15 protein-coding genes and 1 tRNA gene are annotated in these 20,041 nt (G+C 59.4%); 10 read left to right on the top strand and 6 right to left on the bottom strand.

What is annotated here, in order from left to right; translation table 11 throughout:
- Positions 1 to 67 precede the first annotated feature (67 nt).
- The 5 genes from Q9S52_RS02815 to Q9S52_RS02795 all read right to left on the bottom strand — a co-directional run bounded on the left by Q9S52_RS02815 (position 68) and on the right by Q9S52_RS02795 (position 5,852).
- Complete coding sequence (locus tag Q9S52_RS02815) at positions 68 to 3,001, bottom strand: hypothetical protein (RefSeq protein WP_304708096.1); 2,934 nt, start codon at positions 2,999 to 3,001, stop codon at positions 68 to 70.
- Between the two features lie 21 nt (positions 3,002 to 3,022).
- On the bottom strand, positions 3,023 to 3,364 hold the full coding sequence (locus Q9S52_RS02810) for a translation initiation factor (protein WP_304708095.1): 342 nt from the start codon (positions 3,362 to 3,364) through the stop codon (positions 3,023 to 3,025).
- Positions 3,365 to 3,384: 20 nt separating this feature from the next.
- Positions 3,385 to 4,419 carry a phenylalanine--tRNA ligase subunit alpha gene (pheS, locus tag Q9S52_RS02805; RefSeq protein ID WP_297831030.1) on the bottom strand — a complete coding sequence of 345 codons (1,035 nt, stop codon included), beginning with the start codon at positions 4,417 to 4,419 and terminating at the stop codon, positions 3,385 to 3,387.
- A 26-nt stretch (positions 4,420 to 4,445) separates the two neighbouring features.
- On the bottom strand, positions 4,446 to 5,270 hold the full coding sequence (panC, locus tag Q9S52_RS02800; protein ID WP_300726553.1) for a pantoate--beta-alanine ligase: 825 nt from the start codon (positions 5,268 to 5,270) through the stop codon (positions 4,446 to 4,448).
- A gap of 195 nt (positions 5,271 to 5,465) precedes the next feature.
- Complete coding sequence (locus Q9S52_RS02795; protein WP_304708094.1) at positions 5,466 to 5,852, bottom strand: DUF805 domain-containing protein; 387 nt, start codon at positions 5,850 to 5,852, stop codon at positions 5,466 to 5,468.
- A 212-nt stretch (positions 5,853 to 6,064) separates the two neighbouring features.
- Here Q9S52_RS02795 and rnr point away from each other — a divergent pair, with 212 nt between their 5' ends.
- Genes rnr through Q9S52_RS02780 form a run of 3 tightly spaced genes read left to right on the top strand, consistent with a single transcriptional unit; the run spans position 6,065 to position 9,741 of the window.
- Complete coding sequence (rnr, locus tag Q9S52_RS02790) at positions 6,065 to 8,485, top strand: ribonuclease R (protein ID WP_304708093.1); 2,421 nt, start codon at positions 6,065 to 6,067, stop codon at positions 8,483 to 8,485.
- Positions 8,486 to 8,509: 24 nt separating this feature from the next.
- Complete coding sequence (locus Q9S52_RS02785) at positions 8,510 to 9,457, top strand: tyrosine-type recombinase/integrase (RefSeq protein WP_304708092.1); 948 nt, start codon at positions 8,510 to 8,512, stop codon at positions 9,455 to 9,457.
- Complete coding sequence (locus tag Q9S52_RS02780) at positions 9,454 to 9,741, top strand: HPF/RaiA family ribosome-associated protein (protein WP_294592002.1); 288 nt, start codon at positions 9,454 to 9,456, stop codon at positions 9,739 to 9,741. Before Q9S52_RS02785 ends, Q9S52_RS02780 begins: the two co-directional genes overlap by 4 nt.
- Before the next feature lie 1,432 nt (positions 9,742 to 11,173).
- Here the strand turns inward: Q9S52_RS02780 and Q9S52_RS02775 are convergent.
- On the bottom strand, positions 11,174 to 11,323 hold the full coding sequence (locus Q9S52_RS02775; protein ID WP_300726561.1) for a hypothetical protein: 150 nt from the start codon (positions 11,321 to 11,323) through the stop codon (positions 11,174 to 11,176).
- A 143-nt stretch (positions 11,324 to 11,466) separates the two neighbouring features.
- On the opposite strand from Q9S52_RS02775, the gene Q9S52_RS02770 reads away from it, so the two are divergent.
- The 7 genes from Q9S52_RS02770 (at position 11,467) to Q9S52_RS02740 (ending at position 19,628) form a co-directional block, all read left to right on the top strand.
- Positions 11,467 to 11,919 carry a dCMP deaminase family protein gene (locus Q9S52_RS02770; protein WP_294592469.1) on the top strand — a complete coding sequence of 151 codons (453 nt, stop codon included), beginning with the start codon at positions 11,467 to 11,469 and terminating at the stop codon, positions 11,917 to 11,919.
- A 71-nt stretch (positions 11,920 to 11,990) separates the two neighbouring features.
- Positions 11,991 to 13,004 (top strand): aldehyde dehydrogenase family protein, encoded by a 1,014-nt coding sequence (locus tag Q9S52_RS02765; protein WP_304708091.1) that lies wholly within the window; start codon positions 11,991 to 11,993, stop codon positions 13,002 to 13,004.
- A gap of 434 nt (positions 13,005 to 13,438) precedes the next feature.
- The gene (locus tag Q9S52_RS02760) at positions 13,439 to 14,983 is read left to right on the top strand and encodes an acyl-CoA carboxylase subunit beta (RefSeq protein ID WP_304708090.1); all 1,545 of its coding nucleotides are present in this window, start codon (positions 13,439 to 13,441) and stop codon (positions 14,981 to 14,983) included.
- Between the two features lie 475 nt (positions 14,984 to 15,458).
- Entirely contained in the window at positions 15,459 to 16,943 is a 1,485-nt protein-coding gene (locus Q9S52_RS02755) for an acetyl/propionyl/methylcrotonyl-CoA carboxylase subunit alpha (protein WP_304708089.1), read from the top strand.
- Positions 16,944 to 16,976: 33 nt separating this feature from the next.
- A complete protein-coding gene (locus Q9S52_RS02750; protein WP_294592477.1) occupies positions 16,977 to 17,516 on the top strand; it encodes a biotin/lipoyl-containing protein in 540 nt (179 codons plus the stop codon).
- Between the two features lie 78 nt (positions 17,517 to 17,594).
- Positions 17,595 to 19,499 carry an excinuclease ABC subunit UvrC gene (uvrC, locus tag Q9S52_RS02745; RefSeq protein ID WP_304708088.1) on the top strand — a complete coding sequence of 635 codons (1,905 nt, stop codon included), beginning with the start codon at positions 17,595 to 17,597 and terminating at the stop codon, positions 19,497 to 19,499.
- A 55-nt stretch (positions 19,500 to 19,554) separates the two neighbouring features.
- Positions 19,555 to 19,628: transfer RNA gene (locus Q9S52_RS02740), tRNA-Ile, on the top strand.
- Positions 19,629 to 20,041 lie beyond the last annotated feature (413 nt).

The raw sequence follows: 20,041 nt of genomic DNA, 5'->3' as shown, positions 1-20,041 counted from the left end.
GTTGAGGTAAATGCACGCCCTGTAACGATTTTTCGTTGCAGGGCGTGTGTTGTGTTTGATACAGGGGTTAGAAGCTCAACGAAAGCCCCGCTCCGAAATAGAAATCGGCATTCGACGGCGAAGCCAGCGTGAATTTGACTGTCGCCGGCATCGTCGAACCCGCTACATTCACCTCGAACGCGATATCGCCGCCATACGACCAGATGTTTCGTCCCTGCGTCCGGCCTCCGTCGGCGAAATAGAGACCCCGGCTCGCATCGCCGAACAGGTTGAGCCAGATGCGTTTGAAGTAGATCAATCCGTTGATCCCCCCGTCCGGATAGCAGACCGGAAAGGTGTAATCCACCGAAGCCGCCCCGTAATACTTAGCCGCCCATCCGTTGTAAGCGCCGCGCGGAAAGAGCGGTTTTTGTGCGAAGCCTAACTCCGCCTCCGTCTGATAAGCCGCCCCAGCTCGTATCGTAAAGCTGTGATTCCGCAGCAAACCCGGCAAATAACCCCGCAGATAGAGGCTGTACAACCGTCCGAATCGGTTGTTGAACGCCCCTGTCACATCTGCCCGCACCGCATAGCCCAACCGCGGCACGATGCACCGTGTCGAAGCTCGTCGGTTGTCGCTCCACCACAGCGAAGCCTGATATTTCTGATACCCCCGGGTCAGCGTGAAACCCGTGTCGGTGCTGCGATAGAGCAGCGTATTGTAGTGCGTGACCGAGAACGACGGCTGGAAGAGCCGCAGGTGACTCCCCCCCGAGAAACGCAGCGGCACGGCGATCGTCCCGCGCAGGTGGAGGTAGTTTTTCAGCCCGCCCGGCACGTAGATGCCGACTGCCCGATCCTCCGCCGAGGCATAAACGCCCTGTTTCCCACCCCCGTATTCCACCTCGGCCGTGATCTGCATCGGCAGCCCCGCATACGTCCACGACGTATGCAACCGGTCGTTTCCCTGCATCCGCCCGTAGGTCGCCGTCCCGTAGCTGTCGCCCATCACGCTCTGGAAAAAGAGACTCGCTCCAAAGCCGATCGCCAGACCCCGCTCGTCTGCATTGAGCAGGTCGTCCATATCCGCCGTCACCGGAGCCCAGCTGTGGACGTTGAACCACCGCAGCGCCTTGTTGTATTTCCGCACCTTATGCGTCGTCACAGAGTCGTCCATCGGCAAGGCGCTCATCGTCGGCACCTCCCATGCCGGTGCCGGAATGTTCAGCAGATTCTTCGGCAGCCGCCGTCGAACGACCGTATCCTGCACGGCAGCGATGCCGGTTTTGGCGATCTGGTAACCCGCTGCGGTGTAGGTGGTAAATAGTACCTCGCCGCGCGAAGCGTCCCCCGCCGGCCCGTAAGCTCCGAACCGCGAAGTCGTCATCCGCCGTTCCGGATAGCCCGCCTCGGTCAGGTCGATCGTATGGATTTCGTCTTTTCCCGACTCGATGGAGCTGAAATAGAGCCGCCCCCGACCGTCCGACGTCAGCCCGCTAATCGTCGTCATCGACGGTTCCGTCACCTCTTCCATTGCCGTGAATCGCCCGGTCGACACCGATATCCGCCGCAGGTGCATCCCCCGCTCGCCCAGGGCGATGAAGGCCAGCGTCCGGGTCGAGTCGTCCCAGGCCACGCCGTGCACCGTGGTCAGTCGTTCGAGCCGCAGTCGGTCGATCTCCCGGAAATCCGTCGCCGCGTGCAATACCAGATCGCTCCCCCCCAAGCTGTCCGGCGACACGGTGACGATGAACGGCCGGTTGTCGGCCGTCAGGGGCGTGACGAAATAGTTGGCCCGCCACCGTCCGTAAGTGTGCCGCCGGCCCGTTGTCAGGTCGAGGCTGCGTACCACCGAATAGGTCTTGTACTCCCACACCGGATGGGGCTTGAATTCCGTCCACCACAACGTGTTTCCCGCCACCGTCGGCCGGCTCGACGGCGGAGCGATCCACCGCAAAGTCCGTTCCCGATGCCGCCGTTTCGTGGCGGTCGTGTCGAGCATTACGAACCGCGTCGGCGTGTCGTAATCCGTCTTGGTGGCCACCACTCCCAACGGCGTGGAAAGCGGGTCGGCATAGGTCGTGAAGCCGCTCTTCCGTCGCGCCGGAGCAGTCAGCGTCCGGTAGCTGTTCGGCACCGCCGAGTAAGGTTTCCAGTGGGTGTACAGGTCTCCCAGCGCCCGGCGGCTGATGTCACTCAGATGGGCGCCGTAGTGCCGTTTCAGGTAGAGGCGCATCGGCACGATCAGAATGGGCCACTTGCCCGCATATTCCACCGCCCGGCTCCACACCTCCGGCCCGTAGTATCGTTCGCCCGCCGCCACCAACTGGTAACCGTATTCGTATACCCCCGGCACATACCGCCGGTAGGAGCCGGCGTTCCACACATCGCTCCGGAGCCGGACGTTCGCGCTGTCGGCCGCGAATAAAGCCCGCATACCGACCGTAAACGACGGCTGATAAGCTCTCCCGAACTCCGAGTATTGCGTCTCGGCCAGCGTCGCGTCTCCTTCGAGGTACCAGGTGGGGGTCACCAGCATCCCCACGCACGTCCCCGCCTCGCCGAAGAGCCATGAAGCGATGCGGGTCAGTCCGCTCCGCAGCGAGGAGAGCTGTACCACGTGCCGGCTCTCGTGCACGGCCAGCTGCTTGAGCCACGGATCGGCATAGATGTCCCCGCCGGCCGGAGCCGTGGTCATGAGCTCCATCCGTTTCGGGGCCCAGACGACTTCGCCGTTCGAGTAGAGGTTTTCGGTGTGTAAAATGATGGGGATTCGCTGCGGCGCGCGTGTGAAGCCGTGGGTGATGGTCGGCGCGATAGAGTCCATGAAACCGGCCAGCGCCGTCGCCGTCGGCGCATAATAGTCGGGGTAGACGAGTTTATAGGTCGGACTTTTGATCTGTCGCCACCGGAGACCGGCCGGGCCGCGTCCGTTGTAGTAGAATTGCGCCTGTGCACCGAGCGGCAGCAGGGTGAGCAGCAGCAGAAAGCGGCCGAAGAGCGGACGGAACAGGCGGGACATAAGAATAAGAAGAGGAAAGGGTCAGATTTTACGGGCCTTGTATCCCGCCTCGGTCAGTATGCCGACGATTTTGTCGCGAAAGTCGCCTTGTATGATGATCTCTCCCTCCTTGGCCGACCCGCCGACGCCGCACTTCTGTTTCAGGAACCGGCACAGCTCTTTCAGGTCCTCCTCCGTGCCGACGAAATCGGCCACGACGGTCACCTGTTTTCCGCCTCGGTTCCGGCGGTCGAGGGCTACGCGCAGCCGCTGCCTGCCCGGCGCGAGCGTCTCCTGCTCCGGAGCGGCGTCGGTGGTGTATTCGAAGTCGGGATTGGTGGAGTAGACCGTGCCCAGGCGCGCTTTCCAGTCGTTGCCGCTCATAGGATCAAGAGTTTTTCAGGTTAGAATACCGGTGTGAACTGCCGCAGGAAGCGGAGGTCGTTTTCGAAGTAGAGCCGCAGGTCTTTGACGCCGTATTTGAGCATGGCGATCCGTTCGACCCCCATCCCGAACGCGAAGCCCGAGTACTCCCGGCTGTCGATGCCGCACGCCTCCAGGACGTTCGGGTCGACCATTCCGGCTCCCATGATTTCGAGCCACCCGGTGTGTTTGCACACCGCGCAGCCCTTGCCCCCGCACAGATTACACGACACGTCCACCTCGGTCGACGGCTCGGTGAAGGGGAAGTAGGAGGGTCTCATCCGGATCTCCGACTTTTCGCCGAACATCTCCTTGGCGAAGTGGAGAATCGTCTGTTTCAAGTCTGCGAACGAGACGTTGCGGTCGATATAGAGCCCTTCGACCTGGTGGAAGATGCAGTGTGCCCGATACGAAATCGCCTCGTTGCGGAAGACCCGTCCCGGACAGATCACTCGGATCGGCGGCCGCTGGTTCTGCATCACCCGCACCTGGATCGACGAGGTGTGCGTCCTCAGCAGGATGTCCGGATCTTTTTCAACGAAGAAAGTGTCCTGCATATCCCTCGCCGGATGCTCCGGCGGGAAGTTCAGAGCCGTGAAGACATGCCAGTCGTCCTCGATCTCCGGCCCGTCGGCCGGTACGAAGCCGATGCGGCCGAAAATGTCGAGGATCCGGTTCCGTACCAGCGAAATCGGATGGCGCGTTCCGACCCGTTCCGCCGTCGCCGGTCGCGTCATGTCCATCTCCGCTCCATCTCCCGCCCCTGCCGCCAGCGCGGCCTCTTCCAGAGCCGTTCGGAGCTCCTCGATCCGTTGCGCGGCCGTCGTCTTCAGCCGGTTCAACGCCTGCCCGAGCGTCCGTTTCTCTTCGGCGGGCGCGCTTTTGAACGCGTCGAACAAGGCCGTAATGCTCCCCTTCTTGCCCAACAAACGGATGCGGAAGGCCTCTACCTCGGCCGGCGTTTTCGGCGCGAAAGCCTCCACTTCGGCCTGCAATGCTTCTATCTGCGCTATCATAATCGTTTTCTTTGATTGTCCGTAGGTTAAATCGCGACGTTGTCGATCAGCCGCACCGCCCCCGCCTGCACCGCGACGAAGCAGCGCAGGTCGCCCGACGAATCTCCCCACTCCGTCGCCGGCTGCAAGGTATCCGCCGTCGCGATTTCGACATATTCCGTCTTCAGCAACGGGTTCGCGTCGATTTGTTCGGCGATCCTCCGTTTGGCCTCCGCCACCGAAACAGCCCCCCGCAAGCTCCGGGCCGCCTCCGAAAGCACCTCATAGATGTGCGGCGCCGCCGCCCGGTGTTCCGGCAGGAGCAACGCATTGCGCGAGCTCCGCGCCAATCCGTCCCTGTCCCGCACGATCGGACAGCCCGTAATCTCGATCGGCAGCCCCAGCTGCGCCACCATGTGGCGGATGATCGCCAATTGCTGGAAATCCTTTTCGCCGAAAAACGCCCGGTTTGGCCGGACGATCTCGAAGAGCCGCGAAACCACCTGTCCCACCCCGTTGAAGTGTCCCGGCCGGTGTTCGCCCTCCATCACCCGATCCAGCCCGCCGAAGTCGAACACCCGCGTATCCGGTTCCGGATAGATTTCGGCTACCGAAGGCGCGAAAACGAAATCGACGCCCGCCTCTTCGAGCAGTTCGAGGTCGGCCGCCTCGGTGCGCGGATAGCTTTCGAGGTCTTTCGGGTCGTTGAATTGAGTGGGGTTGACGAAGATGCTGACTACGGTGGTGTCGCACGCTTCGCGACAGGCCTTGACCAACGAGAGGTGACCTTCGTGCAAGGCGCCCATCGTCGGTACGAAACCGACGGTTCCGGTGTATTCTGCGAGCTCCGACGCCCGCCTGCAAAGTTTCATTTTTCTGAGATATGGCTTGAAAACGACCGCGCGCGGTACCTGGTCGCGCGCAGCGGAAACAGACAAAAATACGGATTATAAACGAGACCGAAAAATTACGCCTCCGCACCCGGTGAAGATTCGGGTACGGAGGCGCAAAAAAGAGAGGGAACTCAGTGGGAGAGCATGTCGCTCTCTCCGGGTTCCGGACGGTCGTTAGGCGTTTTTCGGATTGGCGCCGAACCGGTTTTCGCCCGGCTGGCTGTCCTGAGCCTGCCAGATGATGTACAGGATGGTACCTACCACCGGAATGAAGCTGATGAAGAACCAGCCGAAAGCCCGACCGGTGTCGTGCAGACGGCGCGAAGCCACTGCGAGGTTCGGAACCAGCACGGCGAGGCCGAACAACGGGCCGATGAACGGAATGAAGGTCAGGACATAAGCCAGAATGCAGTTGAAGAGCGTCGGCCACCAGAATTCGCTCCGCCGTGCCCGGCCTGCGAAGTTGGCGTAGTTGGTCCAGAACAGCTTGTAGCACTCGATGGCGCCGTTCGGGTGGATGTTGCTCGTAGCAACGGTGTTGTTTTCGTTGATGTTTTCCATAGTGAATGGTATTTGATGTGTGAAAAATCTGTCGCAAAAATAGTGATTCTGTCAGAAAGTCGGCAGAAAACAAGGATTTAATTTTTGATTCGGACTCACATCTCTTTCGTATCGGGCCGAAAAGGGCTCTTTTTTCGGGAATTTCGCGCCGCGCTGTCCCGGCCCCGTGAATAAATCACTATCTTTGAGCCGCATAATTTACGTAAGAATAGATGTTAAAGAAACTGAAAAAGAAATTGGGGCTTCGCGGCGGTAAGGGCGGAGCTCAGGCGGTGCGGCAGGCGAGGGGCGAGGAGCGCCCGAATGTGCCGGAGGTGGCGGTACGGGAGATCAAACGGATGTTGTTCGAGGCTTTTTCCGACCATCCGTCACGGATTTACGACTCGAAAATGGCGGCCAAGCAGATCGGCATACAGGGCAACGACGGGCGGAAGATGGTGCACGACCTGATGCGCGAGATGGCGGCCGAAGGGGTGTTCGAAAAGGTAGGGGCGGGGCAGTACCGACTGGTGCGGAAGCAGCTGCCCACGAAGACCGGGCGCGTGGATATGACCGCCAGCGGGATGGCCTATATCATCGTGGACGATGCCGCCGAGGGCGAGAAAGATATCATCGTCGAGCCGCGCAACACCCACCATGCGCTGCACGGCGATCGGGTGCGGGTGGCCATTATCGGTCGTCGGCGCGACGGACGGATCGAGGGCGAGGTGGTCGAGACGCTGGAGCAGGGCAAACGCACGTTCGTCGGGCGGATCGAGATTTCGGAGAAGTACGCTTTCGTGATTATCGACTCGCGGACGATGCCGGCCGACATTTTCGTGCCGCTCCGATCGATCAATGGGGCGGAGAACGGGCAGAAGGTGATTGTGCAGATCGTCGAATGGCCCGAGACCTCGAAAAATCCGACCGGCGAGGTGGTCGACGTGCTGGGAAATTCCGGGGACAACAACACCGAGATGCATGCCATTCTGGCGGAGTACGACCTGCCGTATCACTTCCCGGAGGAGCTGGAGCAGGCCGCCGACAAGATCAAAGCGGGGATTACGAAGGCCGAAATCAAGCGGCGCAAAGATATGCGGGGCGTGGCGACCTTCACGATCGACCCGGCCGACGCCAAGGACTTCGACGACGCGCTCTCGATCCGGCGGCTCGAAAACGGAAATTGGGAGGTCGGGGTGCATATTGCGGACGTGACGCACTATGTGCGGCCGGGCGATGCCATCGATACCGAGGCGGTGGAGCGGGCGACGAGCGTCTACCTGGTGGATCGCACCGTGCCGATGCTCCCCGAGGCTTTGTCCAACGACCTCTGCTCGCTCCGTCCGAACGAGGAGAAACTCACCTTCTCGGCCATCTTCGAACTGGACGACGAGGCTAAGGTGCTGAACGAGTGGTTCGGGCGGGCCGTGATCCTCTCCGACCGGCGGTTCGCCTACGAAGAGGCGCAGGCGGTGATCGAGGGGCGGCCGGAGACGCAGAACGAGCCGTTGCGCGAACAGATCCTGACGCTCGACCGGCTGGCCAAGAAACTGCGGGCGGAACGGTTCCGGAACGGCTCGATCGGGTTCGAACGCGACGAGGCGAAGTTCGTGCTGGACGAACACGGGAAACCGCTCAGCGTATACTTTAAAGAGATCAAGGACTCGAACCAGCTGATCGAAGAGTTCATGCTGCTGGCCAACCGCAAGGTGGCGGAGTTCATCGGGCGCAAGCGGCCGGGGCAGCGGACGGAACGGACGTTCGTCTACCGCATCCACGACAAACCGAACGAAGAGAAGCTGGCCAACTTCAAATCTTTCATCACCCGTTTCGGCTACAATTTCAAGGCTGAGAAAGGGAAGGCGGTGGCCAAGGAGATGACCAAACTGCTGGCCGACATCAAGGGGAAGAAGGAGGCGAATTTAGTATCGACTCTCGCTATCCGGTCGATGGCCAAGGCGGTCTACTCGACCACTAATATCGGACACTATGGTTTGGCGTTCGATTACTACACCCACTTTACCTCGCCCATCCGGCGCTATCCGGATATGATGGTGCACCGCCTGTTGCAGCACTATCTGGACGGCGGCAAGTCGGAGGACAAGGAGACGTACGAAAAGCTGTGCGACCACTCGTCGGCCATGGAGATTCGGGCGGCCGAGGCCGAACGGGCGTCTATCAAATACAAGATGGTCGAGTTCATGGAAGATAAGGTGGGGCGCGAGTTCGACGGCTCGATCTCGGGCGTGACCGATTGGGGAATCTATGTGGAACTCGCGGAAAACAAGATAGAGGGGATGGTCGCCTTGCGGGATATGTCGGACGACTACTACGCGTTCGATGCCGAGAACTATGCCGTGGTGGGACATACCACGGGGCGGCGGTTTACGTTGGGCGACGAGGTGCGGATTCGGGTCAAGCGGGCGGACTTGAGCCGCAAGCAGCTCGACTTCGAGATGGTCGGGACGATCGACTTCCACACCCGGAAACTGGATCGGCTGCCGGAACCGGCCGCGTCGGGCGACGGTCTGGGCGCTTCGGCGCGCGAGGCCAGACGGGCGGCGCAGGGGGGCGGTTCGGCGCGCAGCGGCTCGTCGCGGAAACGGCGGGGAGGCGGCAAATCGCGTTCGCGGGGCGGACGCTCGAAGGAGTAACCATCGGGGAGAGGAGAGAGGGCGATGTCGGACGCTATCGAACGCTTCGGACGTTACATGGCCGCCGAACGGCGTTGTTCGCCGGCGACGGTCGATATCTACACCCGCGACCTGCGCGGTTTCGAGGCCTATCTGAAAGCGGCGGCCGATTCTTCCTCTGCGGCCGGATTCGATCCGGCCGCGGTGACTTTGGCCGATGTGCGGGGGTGGGTGATGCGCGAGGTCGAGGCGGGAACGGCCGTCGGAAGCGTCAATCGGAAAATATCGACCTTGCGCTCTTTCTTCCGCTATCTGATGCGGGAGGGGATTGTGGCTTCCAACCCGGTGCGCGAGATCAAGGCGTTGCGCGGGGGGCGGCGGCTGCCGGTCTTTGTGGAACAGAGCCGGATGACGCAATTGGTGCGGGTGCTGGAGGAACCCTCGGAAGAGTTTCCGATCGAGCGCGACGCGGCAGTGATTCTGTTGCTTTACGGTTGCGGTTTGCGGCGTTCCGAGCTGGCTTCGCTGACGTTGGGGAGTATCGACCTGCGGGCCGGGACGGTGCGGGTGATGGGAAAGGGGGCCAAGGAGCGGATCGTTCCGATTTTGCCGGAGGTGGCGACACGTTTGGAACACTATTTGTTGCTCCGGGCGAAAGAAAAAATTTGCGAGTCGGCGGAAAATTGTCTATTTTTAACCAACAAAGGACGGGGCCTTTCGGCGCAGGGGGTGTATGGCATCGTGAGGAGCTACCTCGCGGCGGCGGGGGTGCAGGGGAAGCGGTCGCCGCACGTGTTGAGGCACACTTTCGCCACGCATCTGATGCAACACGGCGCTTCGGTGCGGGTGGTGCAGCAGCTCTTGGGACATGCTTCGCTGGCGGCGACGCAGATTTATACCCATAACACCATCGAATCTTTGAAGAAGACCTATAGTCAGGCCCATCCGAGGGCGATGTCAAATATTCAGAAAACGAAGGAGGATAAAGTATGAACATTCAGATTCAATCCGTGAAATTCGATGCCGATCAGAAACTGATCGATTTCGTGCAACATAAGGTAGGTAAACTGGATCGCAAGATCGATAACAGTACGGGCGCCGAAGTGACGCTCAAACTGGACAAGGACGACGCGGCGGGAAATAAAGTGGCGATGGTGAAGTTGGCGATCCCGGGTCATGAATTGGTGGCCGAGCGGCGCAGCAAGTCGTTCGAGGAGTCGATCGACCTTTGCGTGGACGCGATCAAACGCCAGATCGAGCGTTACAAGGATAAGTAGGTCGGTTGGGCTCGGTCGAGATTGTCGTGAGTTTTGGGGTAGAGGCTGGTAGTTGAAATGCGTAAGCATTTTCCGTCCACGGGACGTGGGGCCCGCGCGGCCTGAGCGCAGTACCCTCAAACTAAAACGCGCGCCCGGCCTAAAGAAGCGATTCAACTATTTCGGCGGTGAGCCGAAATAACTGAATCGCGCAGGCGCGCGAACAAAAAACGGGGCAAGGAATTGGGCCCAGGCTGCCTTAGCGATACGTAGTATCGCTCCGTCCCTCCGGTGCGCCCATCGGGCGTTTTGTTAGGGTTGTCTTTGCTTTACTAACCGACCGCCGCCCGCGCAGGGCAGTTTCAGGCGGGACAAAGCTCGACCGCGCGCCAACGCCTTAACAGGAAAATCATTCAAAAGCGATGTTCGCTTTTGAATCAGAGAAAACGCGGCGGAGCGAAAGCGGAGCCGCAGTGAGGCGGACACGGGGCGGAGAGTTGGGCTGTGCTTTTTGCCGCGCTTTAGGCTGAGAGCGAGTAGCGCGATTCCGAGAGGAATCGCCGTCCTCGGCGAGGGCGACGCTTTAGCGGCGCGTGGGGGGCGCGCCGAGGACGAACCCAACGGATTGGGGTAATAAAGAAAATGTTGCTTTTGCGGTTTGTAGAACCTCCGGGCCTGTGCGCTGGGCCTTCGGCCCACCCCCGGAGCGCGCAGCCCGAAACCAAAATAGGGCGGTGCTGGTGGCGGAGTTCTTGCGACCCTTTGGGTCGCGCGGGCCGAAGCCTCCGACCGCGGAGGCCCGCAACTCACGTTGCTTTTGGGCCCCGCAGGCTTCAATCGCTTGAACTGAGAGCGGGTAGCGCGATTTCAGAGGAATCGCCGTCCTCGGAGCGCAGCGAACGCCGAAGGCGGACGCCGGGGGAGGCGCGCCCGAGGACGAACTCAACGGATTGGGGCTGTGAATGAGGTGTTGCTCTTGCGACCTAAAAGGTCGCCGGCCTTGTCGCCCAGGCGCGGAGCGCCTCGGGGGGGGATGGGCGACAGGCCGAACACGAGAGGTTAGGGTTGTAGATTGGGCGGAACTGTTGGCTGTGCTCTTGCGGCTCGTAGAGCCGCGCAGTTCGCCGCCACCCCAAGCGGCGGACTGCAACTCGACGGGGCTCGTTGCACTCACCGCTGGCGGCGACCCGCTTAAACCAAAAGCGAATAGCGCGATTCAGAGAATCGCCGTCCTCGGCGAGAGCGACGCAATAGCGGCGCGAGGGGGGCGCGCCGAGGACGAATGTTACCAAATTAGGTCGAGCTCTTGCGACCCTTTGGGTCGCTCGGGCCGGCCGCCTCTCCCTCGGGAGGTCCGCAACCCGCCGCTTGCGCGTCGAGAGTTGCTGTCCTCTTGGGCTCCGGCCGCATACTTTCGGGTAGAGGCTGCCATTAAAACACCCTGTGGGTGCGTTTATTCCGAGAGGCAACGTAACTGAAAACCGCGTGCCCGGTTCGCCGTATGGCTGGGATCGAGACTCGCTTCGTAGAAATGCAAGTATACCCCGTTGATACCATTGACCGTAGACGACCTGCTGTATCCGCTGCTGCCTACGTTGCGCAACGCACCCTCGCCGCTACCGCGTTAGCCCGGGGCGGAACAGTCTGTTTGCTGTCGGATTGAACAGCCCGTCCGGCTATTCTGACCCGAATCGACCTCAGACTCGAATAAAAGATTACGAAAAACGCACAGCACGTTCTTTATCTATGGGATATAAGGAACAGAAACAGCGGCTGCTCGACAGCCGGTATATCCGCATGGCCCGGATATGGGCCGAGAACTCCTATTGTGTTCGGCGACAGGTCGGGGCATTGATCGTGCGCGACAAGATGATCATCTCCGACGGCTATAACGGCACCCCGCAAGGGTTCGAAAACGTGTGCGAAGACGACGCCACGGGGCTGACCAAACCTTACGTCCTGCATGCCGAGGCCAATGCCATTACCAAAGTCGCCAAGTCGAACAACAGTTCGGAGGGATCGACCTTATATGTGACCGCTTCGCCGTGCATCGAGTGTGCTAAACTGATTATCCAGGCGGGGATTCGGCGGGTGGTGTTTTGTGACGACTATCACTCCGCCGATGGAGTGGAGTTGTTGCGGCGTGCCGGTATCGACGTCGTGCAGGTGACGGAACTGGGTGACGCAGAGAAAGCGTAATTCGCATGGAGCCTCCGGAACAAATGCGTTCCGGAGGCTCGTTGTTTTTCGTGATGTTGGAAAAGAAAAAGATGGAAAATAAGCATATCGCCCCCTTGATTGAGCTGGCCTCCCGATTCGAAGGCGAGGAGTGGAGGCGGGCGGTCGATGAGGCCGGACGGGAAAACGAGTGGTTCACTCCGCGCCAGATCGAGGCGGCTGTGAGGGCTTTGAGGAACGATTTGTTGCGTCCCGAACAGCTTCGGGCTTGGCTCGATCGGTATTCTTTGGCCGAACCGACGGGGAAGTCGGTGGGGATCGTGATGGCCGGAAATCTACCGCTGGTCGGGTTTGCCGATCTGGCCGCTGCCGTAGCGGTGGGGTGTCGGGTGTGGGTCAAACCTTCGTCCAAAGATCGGGCGTTGATGGGATATGTCGTCCGCGCGTTGCGACAGAACGGCTGTGAGGTCGAACTCCTCGACGCTCTGCCGGCCGGGGCGACCGGATGGGACGGGGTGATCGCCACCGGGAGCGATGCGACGCGCGATCGATTTGCCCGACAATTCGCCGGGCTGCCGGTGCTGCTGCGCGGTGCACGGCAGAGTGTGGCGGTGCTGAACGGCGCGGAAAGCGATCGGGAGGTGGAGGGGTTGAGCGAAGATTTGTTTCTTTATTGGGGGCTGGGGTGTCGGAGCGTGGTGCGTCTGTTCGTGCCGCAGGGGTATGACAGGACGCGATTGGTGGCCCGTTTGGCTGCTTGCGACCGGGAAGTGCATCCGAAATACGAGGCTTGCTATCGCTATGCGCGTGCGATGGCGGCGATGCGGGGCGAACGGGTGGTCGACGGCGGCTCGTTCCTGTTTCGGCAGGTGGGAATAGAGGTCGGGCCGACGGTGCCGAAGGTGGGGGAGGTCTTTTGGTCGGAGTATCGTTCGGAGGCGGAGGTAGCGGATTGGCTGGAACGGCATGAAAGCGCGTTGCAGTGTGCGGCGGGAGCGGTTCCGGAGGCGTTTCCGCGCAGGGTGCGTTTGGGTGAAACGCAGCATCCGGGGTGGACGGACTATGCGGATGGGATCGATACGGTTCGGTTTCTTCTCTCTCTTTGACGTGGGGTTCGCTGGGGGGCGAACTGGGTTGATGTTTTTATATGAACCATTCCGGAAAAATTTGGTTAATTTTGTCGCGTGTGAAGGCAATGGATTATTCGGTCTTTGCCCTGTATAGAACTGTTCTTTTTCTGAAGAAAAAGAACCAAAAAGACTTTCGACGGATGCTAACGCATCCTCCCGCTGCCGGCGGCCCAAATCTCGGTTGGTTCGTTGGGCTGTGGTTTTCCGGCGTAGCGCGCTAATAATGGGCATAATACCCTAAGCGCGCTCGCCGAGAAAACCCAGCCCGACAGACTCACGAAGACTGAGGACTGCGGAGCGTAAGGCGTAGCGTAGCTATCATGAAAGTTCTTTGGGTACCTTTCTTTCAAGAAAGGTACGGTTCCATGCGGGTAGATACGGAATAATCAAAGGTTAAAACGAGACAGATTATGGGAAAAGCATACGAAAAATTTTTGGCCCGTCAGGCCGCCCTTGAGAAACAATACGACACCAAATATTACGAAAAGCAGCACAACCGCGGGAAACTGACCGCCCGTGAGCGGATCGAGTTGCTGTTCGACGAAGGCACCTTCGAAGAAGTGGACGCATATGCCACCCCTGCCGCCGGCGGAGGTTTCGGTAAGTCTACGACCGCTTTGGGAGACGGCGTGATTGCCGGGTACGGTACAGTCGGCGGCAAATCGGTGTATGCTTTCTCGCAGGATTTCAATGTGTTGGGCGGATCGCTCGGATCGGTGCACGCCGCCAAGATCGTTAAAGTGCAGAGCATGGCCCTCAAGACCGGATCGCCGCTCATCGCCTTGATCGACTCCGGCGGAGCGCGGATCCAGGAAGGGATCACCAGCTTGAACGGCTATGCCAATATTTTCCGGCAGAACGTGCTGGCCTCGGGCGTGATACCGCAGATTTCGGCTATTATGGGGCCGGCTGCGGGGGGCGCTGTTTATTCGCCTGCTTTGACCGACTTCATTTTCATGACCGAGTCGACCAGTTATATGTTCGTCACCGGGCCGGACGTGGTGCGGCAGGTGTTGAACGAAGAGGTGACCGCAGAGGAGTTGGGGGGCGCTTCCGTGCATTCGACCAAGACCGGGGTCGCCGATTTCGTCTTCAGCGACGACGAGAATACTATCAAAGGGATCAAGATGCTGCTCTCGTTCCTGCCGGCCAATAACATCGAGAATCCGCCGTTTATCGGCACCGACGATCCGGCGGATCGGGCTGAAGAGGCTTTGCTGGATATCGTGCCGGACGACCCGGATAAACCGTACGACGTGTTGGAGGTGATTCGGATGATTACCGACCACGGTCGTTTCTTCGAAGTGGGGGCGGGACATGCGCGGAATATCGTGACGGGGTTGGCGCGGATCGGCGGCTATGTCGTCGGGCTGGTGGCCAACCAGCCGCAGGTGATGGCCGGGACGCTCGATATCGACGCTTCGGTGAAAGGGGCGCGGTTCATCAACTTCTGCGACAGCTTCAATATTCCGATCATTACGTTCGAAGACGTGCCGGGGTTCCTGCCGGGGACGGATCAGGAGCATGCGGGGATTATCCGACATGGGGCGAAGTTGCTCTACTCCTACACGCGGGCGACGGTACCGCGGATTACGGTCATCCTGCGGAAGGCTTACGGCGGGGCTTATATCGTGATGAACAGCAAGGGGGTCGGCGGCGACTTCTGCTATGCGTGGCCGACGGCCGAAATTGCCGTGATGGGGCCGGAGGGCGCTACGGCGATCCTCTACCGAAAGGAGCTGGCGGAGGCCGAAGACCCGGTGGCGCTCAAGAAGGAGCTGTCGGCGAAGTATCGCGACGAAATAGCCAATCCGTATGTGGCGGATGAAAAGGGTTTTATCGACGAGGTGATCGACCCGCGGGCGACGCGTTCCAAGATTATCAATGCGCTGAAAACGCTGGAGAAAAAATCGGTCAGCCTGCCGAGACGGAAACATGGCAATACACCGCTTTAATAACCGTTCGTTTACTGTGTCTACCCGCCTGGAACTGCCGCTTGTTGGCTTCGCGTTGCTTTCGGCTTCCTCGTGCTACCTCGGCATAGCCCGTAAACGGTCTCTGCTCTCGGTACGCTACTCGGTTCCTCCTCGCCGCTCGGTAATTTGCAAACTGCGTTTGCATTACGCTCGCTGGCAGCGTCGGTTGAAAGAAAGCGGCGCAAAGAACTTTCGTGATAGCTACGCTACTCCTCAGGCTCCGCAATCCTCAATCTCTGCGATTACTTTTGGGTCGGGGCAACGGCGCGCTTAAATAAGAGTTAAACCCTATGCGCGCCGTTTGCTCCCGGCCCAAAGAAGAGTACGAGAACAGGGGCGCCGGCAGCGGGAGGATGCGTCAGCATCCGTCTAAAGTTTTTCTGGTTCTCTTTGTTCACAAAGAGAACAGTACCCTCCCGGATAAGTACAGAAACGAACGATAAAGAAGAGTTTTATGATAAAATCGTTACTGATAGCCAATCGAGGCGAGATCGCCATTCGGATTTGCCGGACAGCCAAACGGATGGGGATCAAGACCTACGTGATTCGCACCGTCAAAGAGCCCAACGCCGTTTATTTGGACTTTGCCGACCAGGTGCTCGACTTTCCCGAGACCGACGGCACCACCCCCGAGTTTCTCGATATAGACAACCTCGTGAAACTCGCCGTGGACAATAAAGTTCAGGCTTTGCATCCCGGGTACGGGTACCTGTCGGAAAATGCAGAGTTCGCAGAGAAATGTATCGATGCCGGCGTGAAGTTCGTCGGGCCGCCCGCCAAGCTCATCAAGGACATGGGCGACAAGATCATCGCCAAGGAGATTGCCGCGAAAAACGGCGTGCCGATGCTTCAGGGGAGCGAAGGGAGCGTCAAGGATGTCAAGGAGGGGGTGAAGATCGCCAAGAAGATCGGCTATCCGGTGATTATCAAAGCCGCATCGGGCGGCGGCGGGCGCGGGATGCGGATCGTTCACAAACAGAGCGAGATGGAACGCATGTTCCACGCCGCTTCGTCCGAGGCGCAGAGCGCGTTCGGCGATCCGTCCGTCTTTATCGAGAAATACCTCGAAAACCCGAAACACATTGAGTTTCAGGTCGTAGCGGATGCCCACGGGAACGTCGTGCACCTCGGCGAACGGGAGTGCTCCGTGCAGCGCAAGCACCAGAAACTCCTCGAAGAGGCCCCGTCGTCGGGGATCGATGCCGCATTGCGGAGCAAGATGGCCCGCGTGGCGGTGAAGCTCGCCAAAGGGGCGGGGTATGAGAGCTTGGGAACCGTAGAGTTTTTGCTCGACAAGAACAAAAACTTCTACTTCATGGAGATGAACACCCGGATCCAGGTCGAACACCCCATTACCGAGGCGATTACGGGGCTGGACTTGGTGGAATTGCAGTTGCGGATCGCATCCGGCGAGAAGCTGCCCATCAAGCAGAGCGACGTGAAGCTCGACGGGTGGGCCATCGAGTGCCGGATCAATGCCGAAGACGTGCAGGCCGATTTCACCCCTTCCATGGGGACAATCAAACAGCTGCGCTTGCCCCAGGGGGACAACATCCGGATCGACACCGGGATTGTGCCGGGGTCGGAGATTACTCCGTGGTTCGACTCCATGATCGCCAAACTCATCGTGCACGGAAAGGATCGCAAGCAGGCTATCGAACGGGCCTTGTCCGCTTTGGAACGGTTCCATATCAAGGGCGTGAAGACCTCCATTCCGTTCTGCAAGGCCGTGCTCCACAACGAAGCCTTCCGGAGCGGAGATTTCGACACCTCGTTCATCGAAACGAAACTCGAATCGCTCGTCTACCGCGAACCGGACGAAGAGCTGATGGCTGCGATGCTGGCTCTGTACCAGTACACCCACGAAACCGTGCCCGATGTCGGGCCGGAGACCGGAATCGACCCGTGGGTGCTCAACCGACGGATCCGGAACTTGTAATTCTCCGTCCATTTCTCTTAGGCTATTCCAACTATGACACCGAAGAAAACGACCAATACGACCAAACTGATCGCCCTCGACACGAACACCAACGCCGAGTACGAATTTTCGGTCAAAGACAACTACGAATACCGCTATCAAAAGAAACCGATCCGGATCGACCTCGTGCGGGAAGCGGACGGAGTGAACGTGCTCTCTTGTAATGGATTGCGCTATCCGTACGAAGTGACGCGGCAGAGCGCCAATACCTATAATATCATCCTGAACGGCGTCAGCTACTCGTTCTCCGTCGAGACCCCCTTCTCGCTCAGCCGGAAACGCATGCTGGCCGCCAAGGCCGGCTTGTCCAAGAAAGAGGTCATCAAGGCACCGATGCCGGGCAAGATACTCGACGTTTTCGTCACCGAAGGGCAGGCGGTGGGGAGCGGCGAGGCGCTGCTCGTGCTGGAGGCGATGAAGATGCAGAACACCATCTCGACCCACATGAAAGGGACGGTCACCAAAGTGACCGTCGTACCGGGAAAGACGGTCGGGAAAGACGACGTGTTGATCGAAATCAAGGCCGAACACTGATCGGCCTTGATCCTCTGAGGGGGTGGTCTTGCGGCGTTCAATAAATCTGCGGAAGATTCCGTTTACCGGGGAGGAGAGATGACACACGAACAGACCACCGAACAACACGTCCGGGAAAAGGTCGCTCTATTGCCGGAGGGGCCGGGCGTATACCAGTTTCTCAACGCCGAGGGAACCATCATCTACGTCGGAAAGGCCAAGAACCTCAAACGACGCGTGAGTTCCTACTTCGTCTCGCGGGCCGACCACACCCGGAAAGTGCAGGTCATGGTGCGTCAGATCGCCGACCTGCGCCACATCGTCGTCGGGAGCGAGGCCGACGCCCTGCTGCTCGAAAACAACCTCATCAAAGAGCTCCAGCCCCGCTACAACATCCTGCTGAAAGACAGCAAAAGCTATCCGTGGATCGTCATCAAAAACGAACCCTTTCCACGGATATTCTCCACCCGTAAATTCATCAAAGACGGCTCCCTCTATTTCGGGCCTTACTCCTCGGTGAGCATGCAGCGCGCCGTGCTGGAGCTCATCCGGGGGCTCTATCCGCTGCGCACCTGCAAACTCAACCTCGCGCCCCAGGCGATTGCCCGGGGTACCTATTCGGTTTGTCTGGAGTACCACATCGGGAACTGCAAGGGCCCTTGCGTGGGGTTACAGAGCGAGGAGGAGTATATGGCGAATATCGCGGCGGCCAAGAATATCCTGCGGGGCGACCTGCGGCCAGCCGAAGCCTATTTCACCGCCGAGATGAAGCGGCTCGCCGAGGGGCTGCATTTCGAACAGGCGGCGCGGGCGAAGGACAGGCTCGCCTTGTTGGCCGACTATTCGAGCCGATCGGTGATCGTCAGCGCCACCCTGACCAACCTGGAGGTGGTTTACGTGCTGCACGACGAGGGGACGGCCTTTTGCAACCACATGCGCATCGTGCGGGGAGCGGTCGTGCACTCCTTCACTTTCGAGATGCGGGGGCGGTTGGACGAGTCGCCGGACGAGCTGCTGACCTTCGCTCTGGGCCAGATTTTTGGCGAGGAGCGGGAGGAGGGGATACCTTTGCCGCGGGAGGTTATCGTGCCGATGATGCCTGACGCCGAGCTCTTTCCGACGGTGAATTTCACGGTTCCGCAGCGGGGGGATAAACTCGAATTGCTGCGTTTGGCCGAGAAGAATTGTAAAATCGCCCGGCTCGAAAAGTTCAAGCAGATCGAAAAGACCGATCCCGACCGGCACACCGATCGGATCATGGCCCGGATGCAGAAAGACCTCCGGCTGCCGGTCGAACCGCGATATATCGAGTGTTTCGACAACTCGAACATTCAGGGAACCAATCCGGTGGCCTCGTGCGTCGTCTTCCGCGACGGGAGGCCCAGTCGGAAGGAGTATCGCCATTTCAACATCAAAACGGTGGTCGGAGCCAACGACTTCGCCTCGATGGAGGAGGTGCTCACGCGGCGGTACGGGCGGTTGCAGGCCGAGGGGCAACCGCTGCCCGACCTGATCGTGATCGACGGGGGGAAAGGGCAGCTCTCGTTCGCTTTTGCGGCTTTGGAGAAGCTGGGGCTGCGAGGGCGGGTCTCGGTCGTGGGGCTGGCCAAGCGGATGGAGGAGGTCTACTACCCGGGCGATCCGCTGCCGCACTATTTGGACAAGACCGGCGAGTCGCTGCGCATCCTGATGCACATCCGCGACGAGGCGCACCGCTTCGGGATTACGTTCCACCGCCAGAAACGGTCGATCAACTTCCTGAAATCGGAGCTGGAGAACGTGCCGGGGCTGGGCAAAACCTCTATCGACCGGTTGCTCAAGAAATACCGGACGCTGGCACGGATGGGACGCACGCCGCAGGAGGAGCTGGCGGAGTTGATCGGCGCGGGGCGGGCGAAGATTCTGACGGACTACCTGCGCGGTCGGGGAGAGGCTGCCGGCAGCCTCTCGTCGGAGGAAGAACCGGCGCCGACTGCGGCTCCGGATTTGGAGATTGGCCGGTAATGATATACTTTTGCACAGATATTTTCTGATGCCGCTCTTCGGAGTGGCCGGGAAAGGGCCCATAGCTCAGTTGGTTAGAGCAGCGGACTCATAATCCGAAGGTCGTGGGATCATGCCCCTCTGGGCCCACAGCACTCTATTTTCGCGTCGCTTTCTTGTTTAGAGAGCGACGTTTTTTTGTCCGATAGGTACGGTGTCTTTTTCAGACAGCGACAGTTTTCTCGCTTTTCAAGGCATGTAGCGGCCCAGGCTACGATAAACTCTTTTGAATTTCTGTCTTGATTTTCATCGCTTTTTGACCGAAATTTGTCCTCGCAATACCCCGCAGAGTGTTGTTTGCAGCAAAACATTTTCTATCTTTGTCCGTGTCGGGACTCCGGGTTCCGGCGGACATATTTCGATGAAAGTGTTTAGCTTTTATCCTTGGCAGGAAATCTGGTAAATTTCAAAAACGCAAGGATAGCAATAACACTCGTCACTTGTATTAAGTGCATCTCATTCTGAGGTTGTACTCTATACAGGTGTGGGGTATTGTTTATTTG

Source organism: uncultured Rikenella sp. (assembly GCF_948810725.1).
Classification (GTDB): domain Bacteria; phylum Bacteroidota; class Bacteroidia; order Bacteroidales; family Rikenellaceae; genus Rikenella.
This window is presented reverse-complemented; position numbering and strand designations above follow the sequence as displayed.

Coding starts and splice junctions, on each gene's coding strand:
- Q9S52_RS02815 (WP_304708096.1), bottom strand. CDS start 3,001: ATGTCCCGCCTGTTCCGTCCGCTCTTCGGCCGCTTTCTGCTGCTGCTC.
- Q9S52_RS02810 (WP_304708095.1), bottom strand. CDS start 3,364: ATGAGCGGCAACGACTGGAAAGCGCGCCTGGGCACGGTCTACTCCACC.
- pheS (WP_297831030.1), bottom strand. CDS start 4,419: ATGATAGCGCAGATAGAAGCATTGCAGGCCGAAGTGGAGGCTTTCGCG.
- panC (WP_300726553.1), bottom strand. CDS start 5,270: ATGAAACTTTGCAGGCGGGCGTCGGAGCTCGCAGAATACACCGGAACC.
- Q9S52_RS02795 (WP_304708094.1), bottom strand. CDS start 5,852: ATGGAAAACATCAACGAAAACAACACCGTTGCTACGAGCAACATCCAC.
- rnr (WP_304708093.1), top strand. CDS start 6,065: ATGTTAAAGAAACTGAAAAAGAAATTGGGGCTTCGCGGCGGTAAGGGC.
- Q9S52_RS02785 (WP_304708092.1), top strand. CDS start 8,510: ATGTCGGACGCTATCGAACGCTTCGGACGTTACATGGCCGCCGAACGG.
- Q9S52_RS02780 (WP_294592002.1), top strand. CDS start 9,454: ATGAACATTCAGATTCAATCCGTGAAATTCGATGCCGATCAGAAACTG.
- Q9S52_RS02770 (WP_294592469.1), top strand. CDS start 11,467: ATGGGATATAAGGAACAGAAACAGCGGCTGCTCGACAGCCGGTATATC.
- Q9S52_RS02765 (WP_304708091.1), top strand. CDS start 11,991: ATGGAAAATAAGCATATCGCCCCCTTGATTGAGCTGGCCTCCCGATTC.
- Q9S52_RS02760 (WP_304708090.1), top strand. CDS start 13,439: ATGGGAAAAGCATACGAAAAATTTTTGGCCCGTCAGGCCGCCCTTGAG.
- Q9S52_RS02755 (WP_304708089.1), top strand. CDS start 15,459: ATGATAAAATCGTTACTGATAGCCAATCGAGGCGAGATCGCCATTCGG.
- Q9S52_RS02750 (WP_294592477.1), top strand. CDS start 16,977: ATGACACCGAAGAAAACGACCAATACGACCAAACTGATCGCCCTCGAC.
- uvrC (WP_304708088.1), top strand. CDS start 17,595: ATGACACACGAACAGACCACCGAACAACACGTCCGGGAAAAGGTCGCT.